The sequence below is a fragment of the Aquibacillus sediminis genome, from assembly GCF_005870085.1.
Taxonomy (GTDB): Bacteria; Bacillota; Bacilli; order Bacillales; family Amphibacillaceae; genus Aquibacillus_E; species Aquibacillus_E sediminis.
Map to the genome: position 1 here is coordinate 282,836 of NZ_SZNM01000002.1, position 22,717 is coordinate 305,552.

Here is a 22,717-nt window from a genome sequence, read left to right on the forward strand (position 1 = left end):
AAATGATGACAAAGATAATTACGAATAAACAAGTGCATTTTTGAAGATTTGCACCTATAATAAGAAAAGTACCAATATATGTTAGTTAAAGGAGTATATACATGAAGAATCATCAATTTAAACAATATGCTTTAAAACCAGTTGTGAATGATGTGATCGATCAGCTTGGCTTTTATGAGCCGACACCAATCCAGCAGAAGGTAATCCCAGCTGCATTACGCGGTGAAAGTATTATTGGACAATCACAAACTGGATCAGGGAAAACCCATTCGTATTTATTACCGTTATTTAATCAATTAGATGAGGATATAAAAGAAGTGCAATTTGTTGTAACAGCACCAACGAGAGAACTTGCGACACAAATATATGATGAAGTGAGAAAATTAATTGATTATAGTGATCAACAATGGTCCGCAAAGTTAATCATTGGTGGAACAGATAAGAAAAGAATGATCGATAAATTAAAGGAACAACCTCAAATTGTGGTGGGCACGCCTGGCAGAATTCTAGATTTAATCGAAGATGGTGTACTCGATATCTATTCTGCTAAAGCTTTTGTAGTCGACGAAACAGATTTAATGTTGGATTTAGGTTTGATTAAGGAAGTTGATCAAATTTTAGTTCGAGCTAATCAAGCTATTCAGCTCATGGTATTTTCTGCAACTATTCCAGAACGGCTGCAACCATTCTTGAAGAAATATTTATCCAATCCATCTTATTTTAAGATGAATGATGAAGTGATCTCACCAGAAAAGATGGAACACCGATTAGTACCACTTAGACACCGAGAACCAGCTGAAATGATCTACCGTATTACAGGTGTGATTCAACCGTATTTAGCGATTATTTTCACAAATGGTAAAGAACAAGCAAATAAATTGGCGCGTGAATTAACGGAAAAAGGTATGGAAGTAGGTTTAATTCATGGTGGCTTAACACAACGAGAAAGAAAACGAGTGCTAAAAGATATTCAAAATTTAAAATACCAATATATTGTTGCAACCGATCTTGCTGCTAGGGGTATTGATATAAAGGGTGTCAGTCATGTTATTAACGCCCAAATGCCAAAAGAAGAGGAATTCTATATTCATCGAGTAGGACGAACAGCGCGTGCAGGGATGGAAGGTACAGCGATTAACCTTTATTCTGATGATGACCTTGCATTAGTAGAGCGTTTAGAACGTCGAGGATTAACATTTGATAGTTACGACATTTCTAAAGGAGAATGGAAAGAAACCAAGTCATGGAATGAGCGTAAAGCAAGAAAGAAACAAGAATCAGAGGTTGAGCAAAAAGCATGGAAACAAGTGCGTAAACCTAAAAAAGTAAAACCAGGTTATAAGAAAAAGATGAAAAGACAGCAACAACAGGTGAAGAAGAAAATGAACCGAAACAATAAATTCAAAAAATAAAAACTACTATGCTACAATGGCTTTTAAGACAAAGAGAGAGGTGTTTGATTTGAAAATTGGTTCTCATGTTTCCATGAGTGGGAAGAAAATGTTAGTAGGATCGAGTGAGGAAGCGGCATCCTATGGTGCTAATACATTTATGATCTATACAGGTGCCCCGCAAAACACAAGAAGACGTCCAATTGAGGAATTAAATATAGAACAGGGGCTACAACATATGCAAGAAAATGGTATTGCTGACATTGTTGTCCATGCTCCCTATATCATTAATATTGGAAATACAGCAAAAAAACCTACATTTGAATTGGGTGTTTCATTCTTACGAAGTGAAATTGAACGAACACAAGCAATTGGTGCTAAGCAAATTGTGTTGCATCCTGGTGCGCATGTTGGGGCTGGAGTCGATAAAGGGATTGAAAAAATTATCGAAGGATTAAACGAAGTGCTAACTCCAGAACAAGATGTGCAAATCGCTTTAGAAACGATGGCAGGTAAAGGAACGGAAATTGGTCGTACTTTTGATGAATTGGCTAAAATCATTGATGGTGTGACACTTAATGATAAATTATCTATTTGTTTAGATACATGCCACGTTCACGATGGTGGATATGATGTAGTAAATGACTTTGATGGAGTTCTGGATGAATTTGACCGTACTATTGGGCTAGATCGTTTAAAAGTCATTCATGTGAATGATAGTAAAAATGATCGTGGGGCACATAAGGATCGCCATGAGAATATTGGGTTCGGTTATATTGGTTATGATGCGTTGCGATATGTCGTTCATCACCCACAATTAAGTGAACTGCCGAAGATTTTAGAGACTCCTTATGTTGGGGAAGACAAAAAGAATAAGAAGCCACCATATAAATTTGAAATTGAAATGTTAAAAGGGAATGAATTTATTTCCGAATTGAAAGACAATATTGTGAATCAATAAGAGGAATACTCATAAGCGTTTCTATGCTTATGAGTATTTTTTTTTAATCAAACCAGGACTGTACACCATAATCCTTAATTAATTGGTTGAATAATTTTTGAGCTTTCTGAGCAGTTTTTATATCGGTGATTTGAGCTAATTTTTTAAAAAACTGCATGCGATCTTTTTCATTTGTAGGATTTAAATTCGTATTTTTTAGGTAAGCAGAGATCTGTTTTGCTTGTTGTTCTGTTAGAGGTATTCCATATTCCTCGCCATAATCAAGTAAATCGCTTGGATGCACTTGTTTTAATTTTTTTTGAATCATTTGCTGTACAAAACTGTTCATATTTCCATAACCCCTTCATCGTATGTTGTTATGATAGCTTATGAACTGTATTTGTTTTTTGTTCAAAATTTTATTCAAAAGGGATTTCTCTAGTCGTTATCGAACGATTAGACCGATAACATCCAATAAATACCAGTTGATAGAGTAAGTGGTATCGGTTGAATTGTTTGTATAAGTTCGGTATGATATGTTGCTGTAGATTAAAAAGGATATATCTTATCAAGATAAAGGAGGGTTTGTTGTTGAGTAAAGTTTCAAATTTTGTATTTGTTTTTATCTTATTTTTTATAGGGTTAAGTATTTTTGCAATTATTCAATTGAAACAACAACAAGCATTACAAACTGAGAATGATCAGTTACAACAAGAAAATGAACGATTACAAGCACAAACAGAATATATGGAAATGGAAACTGATGAGGAAAAGGATGCTGAAAATGGCTATCAAAATTGGCAAACTTTAGAACAAGTAGCGAATGATTTAGTTGAAGCAAGCGAAGGGAAGTTCAAAAAGACGTGGGCGCTTTACCTTGCTAGAGAATCACAAAAATTAAATGTAGATCCATACATAGCTTTCGAGCTATTAAAAGTGGAAACAGGTGGGGATTTCGATCCAAATCTTATTGGACCAGAAACACCATACGGACGAGCGCATGGAATGGCGCAATTTATGAAAAATACAGCCCCATGGATCGCCGATATGGCTGGTTTGCCATATGACGATGAATTGTTATATGACCCATATTATTCGATTCATTTATCGTTAGTGTATTTAGACTTTCTTTTTGGTCAATACCAGAATTGGGATGAAGTGTTGACGGCGTACAATCGTGGTATGGATGGATTGGAAAATTATAAACAACTAAACGGTCATGCTGAAAGCACTTATGCGATAACGATTCAAGAAAATGCAGATTCTTATGAGTCTGTCGTCATGAACGAGGTAAGAATTTCTAATGTTAACTAATTTTTCTTCGTAATAAAATGAGACAAGTTCATATACTATAAAGGCACCTCGACAAAGAAAGTGAGGGTTTAACCATGGACGAATCGTATCGTAATGAAAGAAACGAGGAAGTCGAAGAAGCCCCAAAGTTTGGGGAAGATGTAGAACCCAATGAAATCACTGGAAATCAAGCAGGTGCTCAACGGCCGATCATTGAAGACGAAGAGCTTTATTCCTTAGATGAAGCATATAAAAGGGATGAAGAAGTTGCGCAAGAGTTGACGGCAACTGACTTCAATAGGCCGATGGAAACCGATGAGCAAGAAACGGAAATGAAAACGGAAGTAAATACTGGTATGGGCTGGCTTGCGCTTGTGCTTGCTGCTTTATCATTTTTCGTTATGCCAGTTATTTTAGGTGCTGCAGCGGTCATTTTCGGTTTTATTTCAAAACGTCGAGGTGCAGATACGCTGGGTAATACCGCGATTGTAATCGGTGCTATATCGATTATTGTTTCCTTATTTATAGCACCATTTGTCTAACTGTAAAGAGCTGGCTTTCTGCCAGCTCTTTACTCTTTACACATTTTGCTCTTCTTCTTTTTGTTTTGCCAAGTATTCCTCTGCTATTTTGTCAACTTCAATTTTAAGTTCATCTACCATTGTTTCCTCGGGTACTTTACGAATGATTTCCCCATGTCTAAATAATAATCCTTCACCACGAGCACCAGCAATACCAATATCTGCTTCTCTTGCTTCTCCTGGTCCGTTAACAGCACAACCTAGAACAGCTACTTTTATTGGTGCCTTGATGGTTGAGATGTATTCTTCGACTTCATTTGCTATTTTTATTAAATCAATCTCAATTCTACCGCAGGTCGGACACGAAATTAACGTTGCAGCATTGGAAGATAGTCCAAATGTTTTTAATAACTCTCTGGCTACTTTAACCTCTTCAACAGGATCTGCACTTAAAGAAATTCTCATGGTGCTTCCGATTCCTTTACTTAATATCGCTCCCATACCTGCTGCACTTTTTATGCTGCCAGCAAATAATGTTCCTGATTCAGTAATACCTAAATGTAATGGGTATTTAATAACTTCTGCCGCTTTTTCATATGCTTCAATAGCTAAATGAACATCGGAAGCTTTAAGGGAAACGACAATATCATGGAAGTTTAAATCTTCTAAAATTTTAATATGATGTAAAGCGCTATCGACCATGCCGTCCGCCGTAGGATAACCGTGTTTTTCTAAAATATGTCGTTCGAGTGAACCTGCATTGACCCCAATACGAATTGGGATACCTTTTTCTTTTGCTGCACTTACAACAGCCTCAACTTTTTCTCTTTTTCCAATGTTACCAGGATTAATTCTTATTTTATCCGCTCCACCTTCAATTGCTTTAAGTGCTAATCGATAGTTAAAATGGATATCAACTACTAAAGGAATATTAATTTGTTTTTTTATTTCAGGAATCGCATCTGCAGCACGGTCATCAGGACAAGCAACACGTACAATTTGGCATCCAGCATCTTCTAAGCGCTGGATTTGTTCAACTGTCGCCTTTACATCATGCGTTTTGGTTGTTGTCATTGATTGAATCACAACTTCGTCTTTTCCTCCAACCATTACATTACCTACTTTGACCGGGCGTGTATCTTTTCTTTGCGTTAAAGCCATACATGAATCGCTCCTTTTTCGTTTTAGACCAGAAGACTCCCGCTTTTGTATTGTGCAAGATTTAACCAAAATAAGGGACCCGAATCGCCTTTTTACTCAGCGAAACACATGTTCTAGTGGTAAAATACTATTATATAGATTGCTCATGGAAAGTTGAAGATTTGGGTGATGACAAGTAATTCGCCTATATCGTGAATCTTCAACGTACAGCTATGCCCCTCTATTTGTAAAACATACCAACATGTAGTGGAGAGGAGGCAACGAACAAAAAATAATACGAAACAGTTTCCAACAACCATTATAAGCCTTATTAAATTAAATGAGAAGTATCAAAATGCAATTAAGGCGTATTTTTGTATCTAGGAAAGTAATAGTGTTGATCAGGCTTTATTTGATGTGGATCAACCCCAGGATTTAATGCTTTGAAGTCATTGATAATTTCCTCCATTTGAAATGCGTTATTATGTTCACTGTTTAATGATTCCACGACGGATAAAACAGTGTCACCCGGCTGAATGGCTTGTTGTACGACTTGATACTTCTCGGTTTCTTTAGGGTAGCTTTGTGAAGGCTCTGCTACTTCCATCTGATCTTCTGGTGGCATAGAGTTGCTTGGTGACTTATTTCTTTCTTGCTCCTCTTTCTCGGTTGGTTGCGAAGGACTTATTTCTTGAACGATAGTACCTGTAGTCAAATCATTGAAAATACTGGATAAGAATAGAATAATAAAAAATGTAAGCAATAATTTTTTTAGAAGTTGCAATTTTTTTCCTCCTTGTACTATGTATAATATTCTACATTTTTGTTTATTTCCTTTTTTTGAAACTTATTAAGAATTGAAAACGTAAAAGATACGAGAGGAGTGATGAGGTGGGGACGTTTTCAGCAGATTGGATTAGTTTAATTGTTGTTGGTTTTGGTACATTGTTTTTAATCGGTGAATTGTTGGTCAATATGAGAGGTGTCTTCGGATTATTAGGTGTAGGATTCATTACATTATATTTTCTAACTTATTTAGATCCAAGCATGTTTGTGTTAATGATGGTTATATACTTTATTGGTATTTTGCTAATCATCATAGATGGGAAAATTATTAATGATGGGACATTAGCAACCATAGGAGCAGTTTGTATGATTTTATCTGTAGGTTTAAGTTCACCAAATTGGACTGCAGGTCTTTATGCTATAATAGGTGTTCTTTTAGGTGGGGGAAGTTCTTTGGCGTTCTTAAGGGTTTTTAAGCACCGAAAACTATGGTCCAAATTAACATTGGTTGATCAACTAACGGATGAAAACGGTTATAGCACAGTGAAGGATACGCATCGTGATTTATTAGGACAAAAGGGTATTACAATAACCGACATGCGACCGGTTGGGACAATTAGAGTGAATGAACAAGAGTATAGTGCTGTATCAAGCGGTCAATGGATTGCGAAACAAACAGAGGTAAAAGTTACTCACGTTGATGGCACGAAGATTCTCGTATCAAAAATAAATTGAAGTGCAAACTAAAAGAAAAGAAAAGTGTTGTTTCTTAAAAGAAACAATGCTTTTTTTATGCAAAGTATATAAGGGTTTAGATTAAACTAGTGTGCAATTTTGTCGTTATTTGTAAAAAAGTTTGTAAATTTAATGTAAAGAAATCATTTTTTTATTTACAAACAGTTGATGAATCGTTAATAATGAATAACGGGTTAGGCATTATATATAAATTTTACGTTGAAGGGATGTAACTCTTGTGGAAATCGATATTCAAGCTTTGATTTTTGAATTCATTGGTGGTCTAGGTATTTTTCTATTAGGGATTAAATATATGGGAGATGGACTGCAAAAAATAGCAGGGGATGGTTTGCGAGATATTTTAGATCGTTTTACTAGTAATCCATTCATGGGTGTCCTTGCTGGTATTGTTGTTACCATTCTCCTTCAAACAAGTACAGGTACAACTGTTTTGACAATTGGATTAGTAAATGCTGGTTTTATGACGCTAAGGCAGTCGATTGGTGTAATCATGGGAGCGAATATTGGTACAACCGTAACAGCTTTTATAATTGGTATTAAAATCGAGGAATATGCTTTACCGATCGTTGCTATAGGTGCATTTATGCTGTTTTTCTTTAAAAATAATAAGACTAATAATATTGGACAAACTGTTTTTGGTTTTGGTGCGCTATTCTTAGGATTAAGTTTTATGGGAGATGGTCTTAAGCCATTACGAGATCTACAAGTTTTCCAGGATCTAACAGTTAGCATGTCTGATAATCCAGTTTTAGGTGTTCTAATTGGAACAATCTTTACTGTGATTGTACAAAGTTCAAGTGCGACAATAGGTATATTACAAAGTTTATTTGCAGAAGGTGCGATTCAGTTAGATGCAGCACTACCAGTTTTGTTTGGAGATAATATTGGTACTACAATTACTGCTATTTTGGCATCTATTGGTGCTTCTGTTGCAGCAAGAAGAGCGGCATTGACACATGTCATCTTTAACGTTATTGGTACAATACTCATCTTGTTTATTATTGGTTTATATACGCAGTTTATTGCTTATTTGCAAGGCCAATTGGATTTAAATGCTGAAATGACCATTGCATTTGCGCACGGTATATTTAATGTTTCGAATACGATAATCCAGTTTCCATTTATTGCATTATTAGCAGTAATCGTAACGAAGTTAGTTCCCGGAGATGATGTAATTGTTGAATATAAACCAAAACATTTAGACCCGATTTTTATTCAACAATCACCTTCAGTGGCTCTTGACCAAGCGAAAGAAGAAATCGTTCGTATGGGGGAATATGCCCATAAAGGGTTACAAGAAACGAGTCTCTATTTGAACACAAATCATCATAAGCATTCTGAAGTTGCACTCCAAGTGGAGGGGGCTTTAAATAATTTAGACCGTGAAATAACAGATTATTTAATCCAGTTATCAGGTACATCGTTCTCCGATTATGATAGTGAAAAGCATTCAGCTTTAATTGATTCAGTAAGAGATCTTGAACGAATTGGCGATCATTTTGAAAATATTTTAGAGCTTATTGATTATAAAATTTCTAATAAGGTTGTCATTACAGAACAAGCAATGGATGATTTAAATGATATGTTTGATGTGACAATGGAAGCAGTTAAGCAAGCTGTTGCATCACTTGGTGAAATGGATAAAGAACTTGCAAGTGCTGTTATTCAAAAAGAGGAAACAATTGATAATATGGAACGTGCCTACCGTAAAAAACATATTATTCGTTTAAATGAAGGATTATGTTCAGGAATGTCAGGTATCGTATTCGTTGATATTTTAAGTAATTTAGAAAGAATAGGAGATCATGCAATGAATATTGCAGATGAAGTCCTAGGAGAAAAAAATTAATTAATGGAAATAAGAGGGCTGATCAGCCCTCTTATTCTATGCATAAAAATTATAATTATTGTAATAAATTACCAAAAAACCCTTGATTCCATTAAGGATACATGCTATTATTAACTCTGTTGTAAAATTTAATTCAAAAATTTATTGACAATAAAAAGAACATGTGATATATTTTTATTTGTCGTTAAGGTATTATTCCACAGTAGCTCAGTGGTAGAGCAATCGGCTGTTAACCGATCGGTCGTAGGTTCGAATCCTACCTGTGGAGCCATGTGGCGGTGTAGCTCAGCTGGCGAGAGCGTACGGTTCATACCCGTGAGGTCGGGGGTTCGATCCCCTCCGCCGCTACCATATAAATATGGCGATCATGGTGAAGTGGTTAACACACCGGATTGTGGTTCCGGCATGCGTGGGTTCGAACCCCACTGGTCGCCCCATTAGTATATATGGACCCTTAGCTCAGTTGGTTAGAGCTATCGGCTCATAACCGATCGGTCGCAGGTTCGAATCCTGCAGGGTCCATCATTTTATTTGCGGAGGAGTACCCAAGTCTGGCTGAAGGGAGCGGTCTTGAAAACCGCCAGGGGCTTCACGGCCCGCGGGGGTTCGAATCCCTCCTCCTCCGCCATACATATTTTAACAGTCGTTGAAGAATTATAATGAATAAGGCTCGGTAGCTCAGTCGGTAGAGAAACCGCAAACCTCCGTGAAATAACATCCATGTAGGTTTTGCGAGGAGCGTAAGCATCGCCGAAAAAACAAGCAACGTGACGAGCACAGGGCATCATCGAAAAGACATCGAAGTAAGATGAAGAGCGGGAATAAAATAAGGTATTATATTGAATAAGGCTCGGTAGCTCAGTCGGTAGAGCAACCGTAAACCTCCGCGAATAACATCCATGTAGGTTTTGCGAGGAGCGTAAGCATCGCCGAAAAAACAAGCAACGTGACGAGCACAGGGCATCATCGAAAAGACATCGAAGTAAGATGAAGAGCGAGAAAAAACAAGAAAATTATACTGAACAAGGCTCGGTAGCTCAGTCGGTAGAGCAACGGACTGAAAATCCGTGTGTCGGCGGTTCGATTCCGTCCCGAGCCATCACAAAAGCGTTCCATTGATAAGATGGGGCGTTTTTTTTGTGTTAAAAAATGCATAGCTTCACTGTAAATAATCTAGAGCGTATTCAAGCAAGTATAAGGGTATTGGAGCCGTAGGTATATAAAATATGTCTAAAATATGAAGCAAATCAGTTGCAACCCAGATGGTGCTTTGATAATCTTGGCATTAAAGGGAAACGTACTATATGTGCGTTATTCTTACATAATTAAAAGGAGGAATTAAAATGGCTAAATTTGAATTACCAGAGTTACCTTATGCTTATGATGCATTAGAACCTCATATTGATAAGGAAACGATGAACATCCACCATACGAAACACCACAACACCTATGTAGCAAAATTGAATGGTGCGTTAGAAGGACAAAGTGATCTTGAAGGAAAATCACTTGACGAATTACTATCTGACTTAAATAGTGTACCAGAGTCAATTCGTACAGCTGTTCGTAATAATGGTGGTGGACATGCAAACCATAGTCTCTTCTGGACAATTCTTTCTCCAAATGGTGGAGGGGAACCATCAGGTGAACTAGCAACTAAACTAAATGATAAATTTGGTAGCTTTGACAAGTTCAAAGAAGAATTCGCTGCTGCAGCTGCTGGCCGTTTTGGTTCTGGCTGGGCATGGTTAATAGTAAATAATGGTGAATTAGAAATAACAAGCACGCCAAACCAAGATACACCAATTATGGATGGAAAAACCCCAATCCTTGGTCTTGATGTTTGGGAGCATGCTTATTACCTTAAATATCAAAACAAACGTCCTGATTACATCGCAGCATTCTGGAATGTTGTGAATTGGGATGAAGTTGCTAAGCGTTACGATGCAGCTAAATAATTAATAGTAAAAAGAGCCTTTGATGAATCAAGGGCTCTTTTTTGGTTTGTTTAAAATCAGGGAACAACGCTCTTTTTTGCAATCCAGTCTCTCATTCCGTTATTCTCCTTCTCAGGCTTTTTTTGACGGTTACGCGGTTCCTCGCGCCGTTATTTGCAGGTTTGGAGTCATGTTCATTTAATTTTGGCGCACTTGGGAATGTGAGGCTGTTTCGTACAGATTATTGCTCCTTTTTTTGAGCCTTTCGTTGAACCACAAACCGTTTTCCTCACCAAACCGGTCCCTCATCCCATTATTTTATGAATTTATAGTAATTTTAATAAAGTCTTTACCTAATCGGTTGATATTGACGAATTTCTTAAGAAACGTTGTATGGGTTAGTTACATTGGAGTTTCAGTCAACCACAAAACCAAAAACAGCCCATTTTTTAACACATTAAACCGTACGTTAAAATTGTATAGCTCCCGTAGAATTGAAAACAATAAAAGTAGATACGAAAAGGAGACGGGAGCTTATGAACAAAAGTTTAAAGGTAATATTAGGCGATATTGAAATTAACCGTGATTTAAAATTATTACTAACAATTGGTGGACTATATGCATTGTCCACTTTTTTATCCAATACTTTTGTCAATATTTATTTATGGAAACAATCGGGTGAATTCATTGACATCGCTCAATACAACTTGTTTGTCTATATTATGCAACCATTAACCTTCATTTTAGCTGGAAGAATTGCAAAACGGGTAGATAGAGTCATTGTTCTGCGATTAGGTGTTACCTTTTTATCTTTATTTTATATGACGGTATTGATTGTTGGCGAGAATGCAGCAACATATAATATGTTGCTTGGGGCATTATTGGGAATAGGTTTTGGGTTTTATTGGTTAGCCTTTAATGTTTTAACGTTTGAAGTGACAGAACCTGATACAAGAGACTTTTTTAATGGTTTCTTGGGATTGATGCAATCCTTTGGCGGGATGGTTGGCCCAATACTAGCAGGTTTTATTATTTCTAGATTAGACAACTTTCAAGGTTATACCATTATTTTTTCGATTTCATTCGGATTGTTCATTTTAGCTGTTATATGTACAATGTTTTTACAAAGAAGATCTGCTGAAGGTACGTTCGCTTTTATGAGAATCATTAAAGAAAGAAAGCATAATCAAGATTGGAAACGTATCTTGAATGCACACACTTTTCAAGGATTACGCGAAGGTATTTTTGTATTTGTTATTTCTGTTTGGGTATTCATTACTACGCAAAGTGAATTTGCCCTTGGTACATTTAACCTTGTCTTTTCTGGGTTTTCACTTGTGTTTTATTTTGTGGCTACAAAAATTATTAAGCCAAAAATGAGAAAATGGGCAATTTTTGCTGGTGGTTTATCATTGTATTTTTCCATCTTTCTACTACTATTCCACATGAACTATACAACGCTTCTTATCTACGGGGCGATTATTGGTTTGTCTTATCCAATTTTCACTGTTCCCTATGTGTCGATGACATATGATGTAATTGGAAAAGGTTGGAAAGCAGGTGAAATGCGGATTGAATATATTGTTGTGCGAGAATTGTTTCTAAATATTGGAAGAGTTTCCTCCATTGCGATCTTCCTTTTGGCAGTCTCTTTATTTGATCCGGAAACAATCATTCCGTATTTAATGGCTGTTGTTGGGGCGGGACACTTGGTCGTGTATTTTTTTGTCAAAGATATTACGTTACATGGGTTACATGCAGAACAAGAAACCATCGAAGCCAAACAAGAAATTGCTGACCAAGAGAATCGATAATCCTATAGAGTCTTAACCGAGAGGATGATATAATAAGGTGTAGATGAATTTTAAGGGAGAAAATGACCATGGGAAATAAGAAAAAGAAAAAAACACAACTTCCCTTTCGTTTAAACATTTTGTTTATATTAGTATTCGCCTTGTTTTCTTTGTTAATTTTACAATTGGGCGTTGTACAAATCTTAAATGGGGAAGAAGCACAGGAAAAAATTGATCGGACAACAGACACAACCTCAAAAAATTCAGTACCTCGAGGTAAAATGTATGATCGTTTTGGGAGAGTTATTCTTGACAATGAACCAGTTCGATCTATTATTTATACACCACCTAAAGGAGGAGATAGTGCCGAAAAACGGTTAGATATCGCAGAAAAATTAGCGACCTATATTACACTGGGTGAAGACTCTGAAGATAGACAGAATATGATTAGAGAACGAGACAAAAAAGAGTATTGGTATTTGCTAAATACAGAAGAGGTCCAAGGGCGATTATCGGCACAGGAATTAGAAGAGTTATCGACTGCTGAACAATATCAAGCAATGTTGGATAAGATTACTGCAGAGGATTTAGCGCAGATTGAATGGACAGATGAATTATATAATGAACTAGCAATAAAGAAAGAACTTGATAAAGCATATGAACTATCGCCACATATCATAAAAAATGAAAATGTAACGGAAGAAGAATATGCTAAGGTTTCTGAACATTTATCAGAGTTACCAGGGATAGATGCGACAATTAATTGGGATAGAGATTTCGTTAATGGAAATACATTTGCAAATTTTATCGGAAAAGTAACAACATCTGATCAAGGGGTACCGGCAGATCAAGCACCATACTACAATAGTCTAGGGTATAGTCGTAATGATCGTGTGGGAACAAGTGGTTTAGAAGAACAATATGAAAGTGTCTTGCGTGGAAGAAAAGAACAAGTGCGTTTTACAACCGATCAACAAGGGAATGTAGTTGGTTCTGAAGTGGTTGTGGAAGGACAGCGTGGTAACGATCTAGAGTTAACAATTGATATGGAGTTACAACAAGCTGTTGATCAAATCGTTCAAGAAGAACTAAAAACAACAATTGAGAAACATCCAGAACAAAACAAATATATGAAAGATGCTTTAGTTGCAATGATGAATCCACAAACGGGTGAAGTTTTAGCATTATCTGGAATTAGCTATGATCAAGAAACGGAGGAATTTTCAGATCAATCGTTTCGTGTGGTTTACGATGCCCATCGACCTGGTTCTACTGTTAAAGGTGCATCTGTCTTAGCTGGTCTCGATTCGGATGTTATTTCAGAAGGTGAACGAATGGATGATGAGTGTATCAGAATAGCGAGTTCAGCACCAAAATGTTCTTGGCAATATTTAGGAGTCGTGGATGATATTGATGCATTAAAACGTTCTTCTAACGTCTATATGTTTCACATTGCGATGCGTCTAGGTGAGGCAACTTATCGCCCAAACGAAAGGCTTGTTGGTTACAATTCTGATAAATTTCAAACCTTTCGTAATTACTATAGTCAATTTGGATTAGGTGTTGAAACGGGTGTTGATTTACCGTTTGAATCAACAGGATATAAAGGGAGTATTGACATTAATGCAGCGGGTAAACAAATGGACTTTTCGATTGGACAGTTTGATACTTATACGACGCTGCAATTAGCACAATACGTATCTACCATTGCCAATGATGGCTATCGTGTACGACCGAGACTCGTTAATAAGGTGCGGGAACCGTCATTATCAAATGATCAATTAGGGCCAGTTGTAGAAGCCTATAACACGGATGTTTTAAATCGAATTACCATGGAACAAGATTATATCGAACGTGTCCAGGAAGGGTTTCGTCGTGTTATGCAAGAATCTAGAGGTACAGCTGCCTCCTATTTTAATGATGCGCCTTATAATCCAGCAGGTAAAACAGGAACTGCAGAAAATGGGATCTATGAAGATGGTGAATTAATAGAGGAGACAGTTAATCTGTCACTTGTTGGATATGCTCCATTTGATAATCCTGAAGTAGTATTTGCTGTGATTGTTCCTAATCTGGGAGAAATTGAAAGTGGAAGGCATCCAGTTAATCATATGATTGGCAGAAGAATTTTAGATAAATATTTCGAATTGAAAGAGGAAAGAGCATCGGCTGGTGTTGATGATGATTTACCGGAAGAAGAGACCGCGGAAGAGTTGGAACTTGACATGCAGACGGAACAAGAACAACAACAGGCGGAGGAACAACAAATGGATATATTAGACTAGAAAAAAACATCGTGCATTTGCACGATGTTTTTTTAGTTGTTTGTTGTAATTGTATTTGCGATCTGTTTATATGACATGCTAGGAGTTAATTCAAATTCACCTATTTGGATTTTTGTACTGTAGTCTTGTTCATCTAAAAAAGTACTAAACTCTTGTTTAGATTCGATGATACCAGCCTCATACAGTTGGTCTGTAATGGAAGAAACAGATGTTCCTTGTTCTATTACTAATAGAAATGCAGTATTCGTATCTTCGGGATTCTCCTCTGTAGCTTCATTACGATCTGTATCAACATTTGAATCATCTCCAGTGGATTGTTCATCCTCTTGCATTGGGTGTTCATCTGTATATATATAGTAACCTTCTTGTTCGAGAGATTGAATCATTTCATCGATACTTGGTTCAGTTTGTTCAACGTCTTCGGGGATTGACTGGTCCATTGGTTTTTCTATATAAATATAAGTTAAGGCTAAGGGAATCGTTGCACTGAAGAGTCCCAAAGCAAATGCGCGTAATAACTGTTTCATATAAGACCTCTAACTTTCTGTTGAGAATTGATTGATGATTGAATGGACATCATATTCACTTAGGTTAGTCTGTTTGGCTATGTCTCTAATAGTAACCCCTTGTTGATAGAGGCGATTAATTTTTTTTATTAACGGTGTTTGATTCTGCTCTGGATGGAGTACTGATTCAGAAAAATCTGTTGTCAGTAGTTCTTCTTCCAAAATTTTGATTTTTTTCTTCATTTGATAGGTTTCTTGCATTGATGAAATAGTAAATTGTTCTAATTGATTCTCGATATTTTTAAACTTATCTTCTACTAGAAAAGATAGGATAAATAGTACGATTGCAATAACAATCAACGTAATGATCACATAAATCATATTATCTTCCTCCTTGGATTACCCATTATTAGTTATACCATATAAAAGCAATATAATGAAATAATTGTTTCAATTTATTTACGGTGGTATTGTGGAATATTATTGTTACTGCTTATGTATATGAAATAGTTGAAAAGCTATTTTTATAAAAGGATTTGATAAACAATTCAACATGTGCTTGAAATAAGTGAATTTTTTTGGTAATATTATTGAGTCTGATAAATAATAATTGACAGTCATTATAGTTATTGATGAAGGTTTGGAGGGATAAATCATGCGTGTAAACATTACACTTGCTTGCACTGAAACAGGTGATCGCAATTATATTACAACGAAAAACAAACGTAAACACCCAGAACGTTTGGAGCTTAAAAAATATTCTCCACGTTTGAAGAAACATACACTACACCGTGAAACAAAGTAAAGGTAGTATTGTATGCATTAAAAAAAAGCTGTCCCAGTAATGGGATGGCTTTTTTTAATGTTTTCTATTTTTGCTAACATATGTCATAATAAATATTGATTTCTAAACTAAGAAGGTTGTGCCTCGCCCTTCATTTTTGAAGTGTTGAAATCAACAGACGATTGATAAGTTTTAACTATGATATAAAAGGTGTGTAGCTATGACCACTAAAGCAGAATATAGAAACAAAATGAAAAAACAATTAAAACAATTATCAATAAAGAAAAAAACACAAATTGAACAACGTTTGTCCTCGCAGTTATTTGCAACAGAAGCCTGGAAAGAAGCGGATGTTATAGGTATTACAATTTCACAAAAGCATGAATGGAATACAAAGAATATCATCGAAAAAGCATGGAGTATGAACAAGGTAATATGTGTACCTAAATGTTATCCAAAAGAATCAAAGTTAGAATTTTATCAATTGGATTCTTTTGACCAACTGGAATCTGTCTATTTCAATTTATTTGAACCAATTCCGGAACAAGAACGAAGGATTGATAAGAATCAAGTTGATTTAATGATTGTACCGGGATTGGTCTTTGATCCTAGTGGCTTTCGGATTGGTTATGGTGGTGGTTATTATGATAGGTACTTAGCTGATTTTGGGGGTACAACTCTATCTCTCGCGAGCACCATGCAAATCATCGATACTGTTCCTGCTGATGACTATGATATTTCGGTCGACCATGTTCTTACAGAAACAGGACTATTACATAAAGAATAAAGAGAAAAGGCATAAACAAACAAATTTGAAGTAAACTATGGATATAAAATTGCAATATAACAAAAGGAAGTGAGTTTATGCGATTATTTCTATTTGTTTGTTCATTATTTGTTAGTTTAACGATCATTTTTCAGTATAGGTATAAAATTATCAATGCATTCTTAGCTGTAGGAATCTTACGAAAGATAATGGTGGCGATTACAATGAACATGCCATATATACGTGAAAGAATTCTACCAAGTATTTTAGGACGTTCAGTTTAATAAGCTGAACGTTTTTTAATTTTGGGGAGGGAGTACCATATCACTTTGTTCTTATAAATAAAGTGGAGGGAATTTTAAGAAATTTTATAAGCGGAAAAGCGGCTAATCTCTATGGTTAGTGTTGGGGTTCGGTGATATGATGGTTACAAGGAGGGGGAGCGATGTACATAAAGGAGCATTATTTACTTTTACGAACAGTGGATGATTTGATTCATAATCATGGTTTTACAGTTTTAACTTTAAAACCTAATTATAGTGAGATTTGGTTAGAGAAAAGAATAAAGAGGACCACTCATATTGTTAGGCTATATCACCATACATTTGATTGGAAAAATCAATTACAACAAGATATGGAGAGAACAAAAACAAAAAGCGATGCGTTTAAATACACGTTTTATTACAGCGCAAACATACATCCATAATATTTATATTGCGACCTATCCACCAGTTGATGTGAAGTGGGAAGATTTAAGCCGGTCCCAAGAAATAAAAAAGAACACACATATGTATCAATATTATGTGGATCATGTTTCAAGTATGGAAGAGTTTCAGCGTTTATATCAGCACTTTACTAATCGCTTCCAACCATTTTCGATTCCAAATACTGAATTGGAAATGGAGCAAATGTCGTTTTATTTACAATCTAAATTGCACTCGTTTATATATCGTCGCCAACAAGAGGAAAAGGCGCTGTTTAGTAATGGCCAACCAAGAATAACAACTATTTTTTTAGTAATGAATATTTTGTTTTTTTTGTTTATAGAGGCTAAAGGAGGCAGTACGTCAACTTTAACTCTTATCACCTATGGTGCAAAGTATAACCCTGCCATTCTAGATGGCGAATGGTGGCGAATTATATCTTCTATGTTTATTCATATAGGAATACTTCATTTATTTATGAATATGTTAGCTCTATATTTTGTCGGTTCTGCTGTTGAAAAGATTTATGGAAGTGGTAGGTTTACATTTATTTATGTTGGAGCTGGCATTATGGGGGGGTTGGCTAGTTTTGCATGGAACCCACAGATAGCAGCAGGAGCTTCAGGTGCTATTTTTGGTTTATTAGGTGCATTGTTGTTTTTTGGGGTGAATTACAAAAGGGTCTTTTTTCAGACGATGGGTTGGAATTTAATAATTGTTATTCTCCTTAACATCGTCTTTGGTGTAACGGTTCCACAAATTGATAACGGTGCGCATATGGGGGGACTAATTGGTGGTTTTGTAGCCGCTGCTATTGTGTTTTTTCCATCGAAGAGAAATCTTAAAGTACAACTCCTTGCTTGTCTGTCGTTTTGCGTCATTATTTCTGGTTTACTTGTTTATGGTCTAACAAATATGTCTGCTCACTACAGTGCTGTTGTTCAGACTCAGTTAGCACAGGAGTTGATTGAACAGGAAAACTATCAAGAGGTGATTGAAGTAACAACCTTAGCTATTGATGAACAAGTTCAATCCTATCAAGCAGAATTGCATTTTTTTCGATCCTATGCATGGTTGCAGTTAGGTCGAGTTGAAGAAGCAACCAATGATCTACTTCATGTGGTACAGATTGATTCAAGTTTTGCAGAGGCACATTATAATCTTGCTCTTATCTATGCAGATGAAGGGAATGTAGAAGAGGCACACGATCATGCTGAACGTGCCTCTCAACTTCAACCAAGTAATCAAGACTTTCAAGATTTATTTCAAAGACTTTCAAAAGAGTAACGCTGGATGAGTTGCCTTTTCTCACCTGCTTGATCCTGAAATAATACCATTAGGTGTGTTCCTTGTTTATCAAATAAGATTAAGGGAACAAAGCTATTGACCGGTTGTTGGTTTCTAGATATTCCTAAAATATATTCTTTATACAATCCTTCCCATAGTTGTCCAATAACTTTATTGGTCTCGGCTTGGGTTAACTCTGGGATGGGTTTGGTTTGATATTGGTATAAATCGGTCAACGGGACAAAATTATATTCATCTGTAGGTATGGAAAAGTGTTGGATTAATTGTTTCCAATGATAATTTAATTGTTGGTTCGTCGCATTATCGAGTGTGTGCTTCCAATCTTTTTGATTGGCATTTGTCGGCCTGTTAAAGGAAGTCAATGCACTATGTGGTGAATCAATTACATATAATTCATCATGCGTCATGGCTTGAATACTTTTAATCTGTTCATCTGGATAGTGAATTTCCCCATGATGGAAACTAATTGCTTGATAATGACTGCTATCTTCTCCATGTACTTTAGATTGTAATTGGATATGTTTTTCATTTTCTTTCCATTTACTCAAGATACCTTTTAACCTTCCATCTGAGTATAATAAGGAAACATCTTGGCGGAGGTAGATAGGTTCCTTAAGGCTAGAAGTAGAAGACCATAATACATTGTATTCGTCTTGGTCTGTTTCCGTTAGTAATTGTAGATTTGTTTCCATTGTCTGAAAGGATACTTCTTCATCAAGAGGAAAATATTTTATAGCCGGTGTGTCTTCCACTAGAAAAATAGTGATGGCTAGGATGAATGCAAGAAAAATTGTAACCAATGTTCCAATATAGTTTTTACTCATGGTCAAAACTCCTTCTTTATTTGAAAGATAACAGATATAAAGCAATATACAACCTAAAACAAGCCTACTTCTTATATATGTTTTATTGTGCGGATATATGAAAAAGAACAAGTGGACTTTAATAAACCGTGTATGTAATGAAGTAAAAGGTACATCCTAAACCATACAAGTATTTCAATTTAGGGTGATACGATGGAAAAACATAAAAAACCAATGTACCGAAATTTTAAAGATAATGTTAACTACATGCGCGAACGTCTAGGCGTTGACAAAAGTTTTGATGTAATCCATTTGGATTTGGAATATGTCGATCGCAAAATGGCTTTTTTCATGATTGATGGATTCGTGAAAGATGATATTTTGCACCTTTTAATGAAATTCTTAGCTAGACTTAATCCAGAGCAATTAGAACCAGAACCGTTTGAAAAATTATTAAAAACATACATTCCATATGTAGAACTTGATTATGTGGAAGATCTAAATGAAGCGACCGACCAAGTATTGGCAGGACCAACTGCTCTTATCATTGAAGGTATTGATAAGATTATTATGGTTGATGCACGAACATACCCTGTCCGTGGACCACAAGAACCTGATCTAGAAAGGGTAGTTCGAGGATCGAGAGATGGATACGTTGAGACGATTGTCTTTAATACCGCTTTAACTAGAAGAAGAATTAGAGATAGATCATTGCGAATGGAATACTTAAGCATTGGGCGTAGGTCTAAAACAGATATTGCACTCTGTTATTTAGAAGATATTGCTGATCCTCAGAAAGTAAAGACATTAAAGAAACATTTAAAAAAGATTGATACGGATGCCTTGCCGATGGCAGAGAAGACTGTAGAAGAGTTCTTAAGTGGAAGACATTGGAATCCTTATCCGACAATTCGTTACACAGAGAGGCCAGATACAGCTGCTGCCCATATTTATGAGGGACATATTATTATTATCATCGATGGATCTCCAAGCGTAATGATAACACCAGCAACTTATTGGCACCATTTGCAACACGCAGAAGAATATCGTCAAAAACCATTGGTTGGTGCCTATCTAAGGTTTGTTCGTTTTATTGCTGTCATTTTTTCTATTTTTGTCTTGCCGCTGTATTACCTGTTATCGGTAAGTCCAGAATTACTTCCTGGCGAAATCTCATTTATCGGTCCCAATGAATTTGGTGTCTTGCCACTGCTATTACAATTCTTAATTGCAGAAGTTGGGATCGACATGTTGAGGATGGCCGCCATTCATACTCCAACAGCTCTCGCCACAGCATTAGGGTTAGTAGCTGCAATACTTATCGGACAAATTGCAGTAGAAGTTGGTTTGTTTTCAAACGAGGTCGTCCTTTATTTGGCAGTTGCGGCTATTGGTACGTTTGCCACTCCTAGCTATGAATTGAGTTTAGCCAATCGAATAACGAGAATTGTATTATTAATTGTCACAGCTAGCTTTGGTGTTGCTGGCTATGTAATAGCAATTACTTTTTGGCTTCTTTATTTGGCCCGCATGAACTCTTTCCAAACTGGCTATTTGTGGCCGTTTATGCCTTTTTCTCCAAGGGCATTAAAGGATGTATTAGTTCGTTCACCTATGCCACTAAAACATCAACGACCTAGATTTTTAAATCCACAAGATCCAGACCGTTAATCAATGGCCTGGATCTTTTTTTGTAAAGGAAAGGATATACAGATGTCTAACTCCAACGTCTTCAACCTAAAGTTTTTGCTTCATGTAGGAGTAATAAAGTGCTAATGCCTTTGTTCACCTGGGTAACGTTAAAAAAGGCGTTAGAATGACTTCACAATTGACTAGTTTTTATTCATGAAATTGATGCTTTTATTTATTTATTTTCTAACAATGGATTGATATAATAAAGATGGTGATACTATGAAAACGATTTATGATATACAACAACTATTAAAGAAATTTGGAACCATTATTTATGTGGGGGATCGGATAGCGGACTTGCAATTAATGGAAGATGAATTGAATGAGCTTTATCGAGCGCAATGCATTAGTTCGGTGGATTTTCAAACAGCACGATTATTACTTAGACATGAAATAGCAAAATTAAAAGATACTGAGGAGAATAAACATGACTAGCAATTATTTAATTGGTGTAGACATTGGTGGAACAACTGTGAAAATAGCAATTGTAACAAACGATGGGGAAATAATGGATAAATGGGAAATCCCAACACGAACTGAGCAAGCTGGTATACATATCCCTAATGATATTTGGAATTCTGTGGAAGAGAAAATAGATACACATCAGATTAATAAAAATGATATAGATGGTATTGGAGCTGGTGCACCAGGTTTTATTGTTCCTAATACAGGAGAGGTTGCGGAAGCAGTTAACATTGGATGGAAGGATTATCCGTTGGCGACATATCTTGAAGACTTGTCTGGCTTGCCAGTGTTTGTAGAAAATGACGCTAATTTAGCAGCCTTAGGAGAGAACTGGAAAGGGGCAGGGAACTTAGCGGAAAATTTAATAGCCATAACACTCGGAACAGGTGTTGGTGGTGGGATCATCGCCAATAGTGACATTGTAAATGGCGTTAATGGGACAGCTGGAGAAATTGGTCATTTAACAGTGGAGCCTGGTGGGGCACCATGTAACTGTGGTAGAAATGGATGTTTAGAAACAATTGCTTCTGCTACTGGAATTGTACGACAAGCCAAATTATTATTAGAATCTGATGTAGAAACAAGATTAAAGGAGATCGATGGTCAAATTACCACAAAAGATGTGTTTGATATCGCGAAAAAAGGTGACGAAGAAGCGAATAAAATAGTGGAGCGTGTGGTAGATGTATTAGGCCTAGCAATCGCTAACGCGGCTACATTAATAAATCCATCAAAAATTGTGATTGGTGGCGGGGTGTCCAAAGCAGGGGAGCAACTCCTAACCCCGCTTAAACAAGCTTTTAGTAATTACGCATTATCTCGTATTGATGATGGCTGTAAGTTTGTTACAGCACAATTGGGAAATGATGCTGGTGTGATTGGTGGAGCATATCTAGTGAAAATGAATAAATATTAATTTATTATTACAAAATGATTTCTAATTTAACATCTTGTAACCAAACAATAAAAAATAAACTCTTGTTTAAGGGTTTATTTTTTTT

Annotated in this window: 22 protein-coding genes and 6 tRNA genes; 22 read left to right on the forward strand and 6 right to left on the reverse strand. The window is 36.2% G+C overall.

Annotated features, from left to right (window positions below; translation table 11 throughout):
- The first annotated feature begins 101 nt into the window (after nt 1-101).
- Nucleotides 102-1,412, forward strand: a complete 1,311-nt coding sequence (locus tag FCI53_RS03155) for a DEAD/DEAH box helicase (RefSeq protein WP_138415760.1) — start codon at nt 102-104, stop codon at nt 1,410-1,412.
- A gap of 16 nt (nt 1,413-1,428) precedes the next feature.
- Nucleotides 1,429-2,352: a deoxyribonuclease IV gene (locus tag FCI53_RS03160; RefSeq protein WP_138415762.1), complete on the forward strand. Its 924-nt coding sequence runs from the start codon at nt 1,429-1,431 to the stop codon at nt 2,350-2,352.
- A 43-nt stretch (nt 2,353-2,395) separates the two neighbouring features.
- On the opposite strand, the gene FCI53_RS03165 is transcribed toward FCI53_RS03160, so the two are convergent.
- Nucleotides 2,396-2,680 (reverse strand): DUF2624 domain-containing protein, encoded by a 285-nt coding sequence (locus FCI53_RS03165; protein ID WP_138415763.1) that lies wholly within the window; start codon nt 2,678-2,680, stop codon nt 2,396-2,398.
- 242 nt (nt 2,681-2,922) lie between these two features.
- Here FCI53_RS03165 and FCI53_RS03170 point away from each other — a divergent pair, with 242 nt between their 5' ends.
- Together FCI53_RS03170 and FCI53_RS03175 are read left to right on the forward strand one after the other, a co-directional pair.
- Nucleotides 2,923-3,645, forward strand: a complete 723-nt coding sequence (locus tag FCI53_RS03170) for a transglycosylase SLT domain-containing protein (RefSeq protein WP_246049992.1) — start codon at nt 2,923-2,925, stop codon at nt 3,643-3,645.
- A gap of 74 nt (nt 3,646-3,719) precedes the next feature.
- A complete protein-coding gene (locus tag FCI53_RS03175; protein ID WP_138415765.1) occupies nt 3,720-4,166 on the forward strand; it encodes a DUF4190 domain-containing protein in 447 nt (148 codons plus the stop codon).
- 36 nt (nt 4,167-4,202) lie between these two features.
- On the opposite strand, the gene ispG is transcribed toward FCI53_RS03175, so the two are convergent.
- Nucleotides 4,203-5,306, reverse strand: coding sequence for a flavodoxin-dependent (E)-4-hydroxy-3-methylbut-2-enyl-diphosphate synthase (gene ispG / locus FCI53_RS03180; RefSeq protein WP_138415767.1), 1,104 nt, complete (start codon nt 5,304-5,306; stop codon nt 4,203-4,205).
- 340 nt (nt 5,307-5,646) lie between these two features.
- The gene (locus FCI53_RS03185) at nt 5,647-6,069 is read right to left on the reverse strand and encodes a hypothetical protein (RefSeq protein WP_138415769.1); all 423 of its coding nucleotides are present in this window, start codon (nt 6,067-6,069) and stop codon (nt 5,647-5,649) included.
- 107 nt (nt 6,070-6,176) lie between these two features.
- On the opposite strand from FCI53_RS03185, the gene FCI53_RS03190 reads away from it, so the two are divergent.
- From FCI53_RS03190 to FCI53_RS03240, 11 genes are all read left to right on the forward strand, one after another.
- Nucleotides 6,177-6,806 (forward strand): NfeD family protein, encoded by a 630-nt coding sequence (locus FCI53_RS03190; protein WP_138415771.1) that lies wholly within the window; start codon nt 6,177-6,179, stop codon nt 6,804-6,806.
- A 238-nt stretch (nt 6,807-7,044) separates the two neighbouring features.
- Nucleotides 7,045-8,676: a Na/Pi cotransporter family protein gene (locus FCI53_RS03195; RefSeq protein WP_138415773.1), complete on the forward strand. Its 1,632-nt coding sequence runs from the start codon at nt 7,045-7,047 to the stop codon at nt 8,674-8,676.
- Between the two features lie 196 nt (nt 8,677-8,872).
- Nucleotides 8,873-8,947, forward strand: a tRNA-Asn gene (locus FCI53_RS03200).
- Between the two features lie 3 nt (nt 8,948-8,950).
- Nucleotides 8,951-9,027 (forward strand) — tRNA-Met (locus tag FCI53_RS03205).
- Nucleotides 9,028-9,037: 10 nt separating this feature from the next.
- Nucleotides 9,038-9,113, forward strand: a tRNA-His gene (locus FCI53_RS03210).
- 11 nt (nt 9,114-9,124) lie between these two features.
- Nucleotides 9,125-9,198: transfer RNA gene (locus FCI53_RS03215), tRNA-Ile, on the forward strand.
- Nucleotides 9,199-9,211: 13 nt separating this feature from the next.
- Nucleotides 9,212-9,304 (forward strand) — tRNA-Ser (locus tag FCI53_RS03220).
- A gap of 398 nt (nt 9,305-9,702) precedes the next feature.
- Nucleotides 9,703-9,775 (forward strand) — tRNA-Phe (locus FCI53_RS03225).
- Between the two features lie 244 nt (nt 9,776-10,019).
- On the forward strand, nt 10,020-10,631 hold the full coding sequence (gene sodA, locus FCI53_RS03230) for a superoxide dismutase SodA (protein WP_138415775.1): 612 nt from the start codon (nt 10,020-10,022) through the stop codon (nt 10,629-10,631).
- A gap of 515 nt (nt 10,632-11,146) precedes the next feature.
- Nucleotides 11,147-12,424: an MFS transporter gene (locus FCI53_RS03235; RefSeq protein WP_138415777.1), complete on the forward strand. Its 1,278-nt coding sequence runs from the start codon at nt 11,147-11,149 to the stop codon at nt 12,422-12,424.
- A gap of 68 nt (nt 12,425-12,492) precedes the next feature.
- Nucleotides 12,493-14,688 carry a peptidoglycan D,D-transpeptidase FtsI family protein gene (locus tag FCI53_RS03240; protein WP_138415779.1) on the forward strand — a complete coding sequence of 732 codons (2,196 nt, stop codon included), beginning with the start codon at nt 12,493-12,495 and terminating at the stop codon, nt 14,686-14,688.
- 32 nt (nt 14,689-14,720) lie between these two features.
- Here FCI53_RS03240 and FCI53_RS21735 read toward each other — a convergent pair whose 3' ends face one another.
- Together FCI53_RS21735 and FCI53_RS03250 are read right to left on the reverse strand one after the other, a co-directional pair.
- Entirely contained in the window at nt 14,721-15,215 is a 495-nt protein-coding gene (locus FCI53_RS21735; RefSeq protein ID WP_246049993.1) for an endolytic transglycosylase MltG, read from the reverse strand.
- A gap of 9 nt (nt 15,216-15,224) precedes the next feature.
- Nucleotides 15,225-15,575: a hypothetical protein gene (locus tag FCI53_RS03250; RefSeq protein ID WP_138415781.1), complete on the reverse strand. Its 351-nt coding sequence runs from the start codon at nt 15,573-15,575 to the stop codon at nt 15,225-15,227.
- A gap of 274 nt (nt 15,576-15,849) precedes the next feature.
- Between FCI53_RS03250 and rpmG the strand changes: the two genes are divergently transcribed.
- The 4 genes from rpmG (at nt 15,850) to FCI53_RS03270 (ending at nt 18,735) form a co-directional block, all read left to right on the forward strand.
- Nucleotides 15,850-15,999, forward strand: a complete 150-nt coding sequence (gene rpmG, locus FCI53_RS03255) for a 50S ribosomal protein L33 (RefSeq protein WP_079708498.1) — start codon at nt 15,850-15,852, stop codon at nt 15,997-15,999.
- 199 nt (nt 16,000-16,198) lie between these two features.
- Complete coding sequence (locus FCI53_RS03260; protein WP_138415783.1) at nt 16,199-16,765, forward strand: 5-formyltetrahydrofolate cyclo-ligase; 567 nt, start codon at nt 16,199-16,201, stop codon at nt 16,763-16,765.
- A 77-nt stretch (nt 16,766-16,842) separates the two neighbouring features.
- A complete protein-coding gene (locus FCI53_RS03265; RefSeq protein WP_138415785.1) occupies nt 16,843-17,028 on the forward strand; it encodes a hypothetical protein in 186 nt (61 codons plus the stop codon).
- Between the two features lie 297 nt (nt 17,029-17,325).
- Complete coding sequence (locus FCI53_RS03270; protein WP_138415787.1) at nt 17,326-18,735, forward strand: rhomboid family intramembrane serine protease; 1,410 nt, start codon at nt 17,326-17,328, stop codon at nt 18,733-18,735.
- Here FCI53_RS03270 and FCI53_RS03275 read toward each other — a convergent pair.
- On the reverse strand, nt 18,714-19,580 hold the full coding sequence (locus FCI53_RS03275; protein WP_138415789.1) for a hypothetical protein: 867 nt from the start codon (nt 19,578-19,580) through the stop codon (nt 18,714-18,716). The genes FCI53_RS03270 and FCI53_RS03275 overlap by 22 nt on opposite strands.
- A gap of 192 nt (nt 19,581-19,772) precedes the next feature.
- On the opposite strand from FCI53_RS03275, the gene FCI53_RS03280 reads away from it, so the two are divergent.
- From FCI53_RS03280 to FCI53_RS03290, 3 genes are all read left to right on the forward strand, one after another.
- On the forward strand, nt 19,773-21,230 hold the full coding sequence (locus tag FCI53_RS03280; protein ID WP_138415791.1) for a spore germination protein: 1,458 nt from the start codon (nt 19,773-19,775) through the stop codon (nt 21,228-21,230).
- A 240-nt stretch (nt 21,231-21,470) separates the two neighbouring features.
- Nucleotides 21,471-21,686: a YqgQ family protein gene (locus FCI53_RS03285; RefSeq protein ID WP_138415793.1), complete on the forward strand. Its 216-nt coding sequence runs from the start codon at nt 21,471-21,473 to the stop codon at nt 21,684-21,686.
- Nucleotides 21,679-22,632 (forward strand): ROK family glucokinase, encoded by a 954-nt coding sequence (locus tag FCI53_RS03290; protein ID WP_138415795.1) that lies wholly within the window; start codon nt 21,679-21,681, stop codon nt 22,630-22,632. The genes FCI53_RS03285 and FCI53_RS03290 overlap by 8 nt, the downstream gene beginning before the upstream one ends.
- The last annotated feature ends 85 nt before the right edge of the window (nt 22,633-22,717 follow it).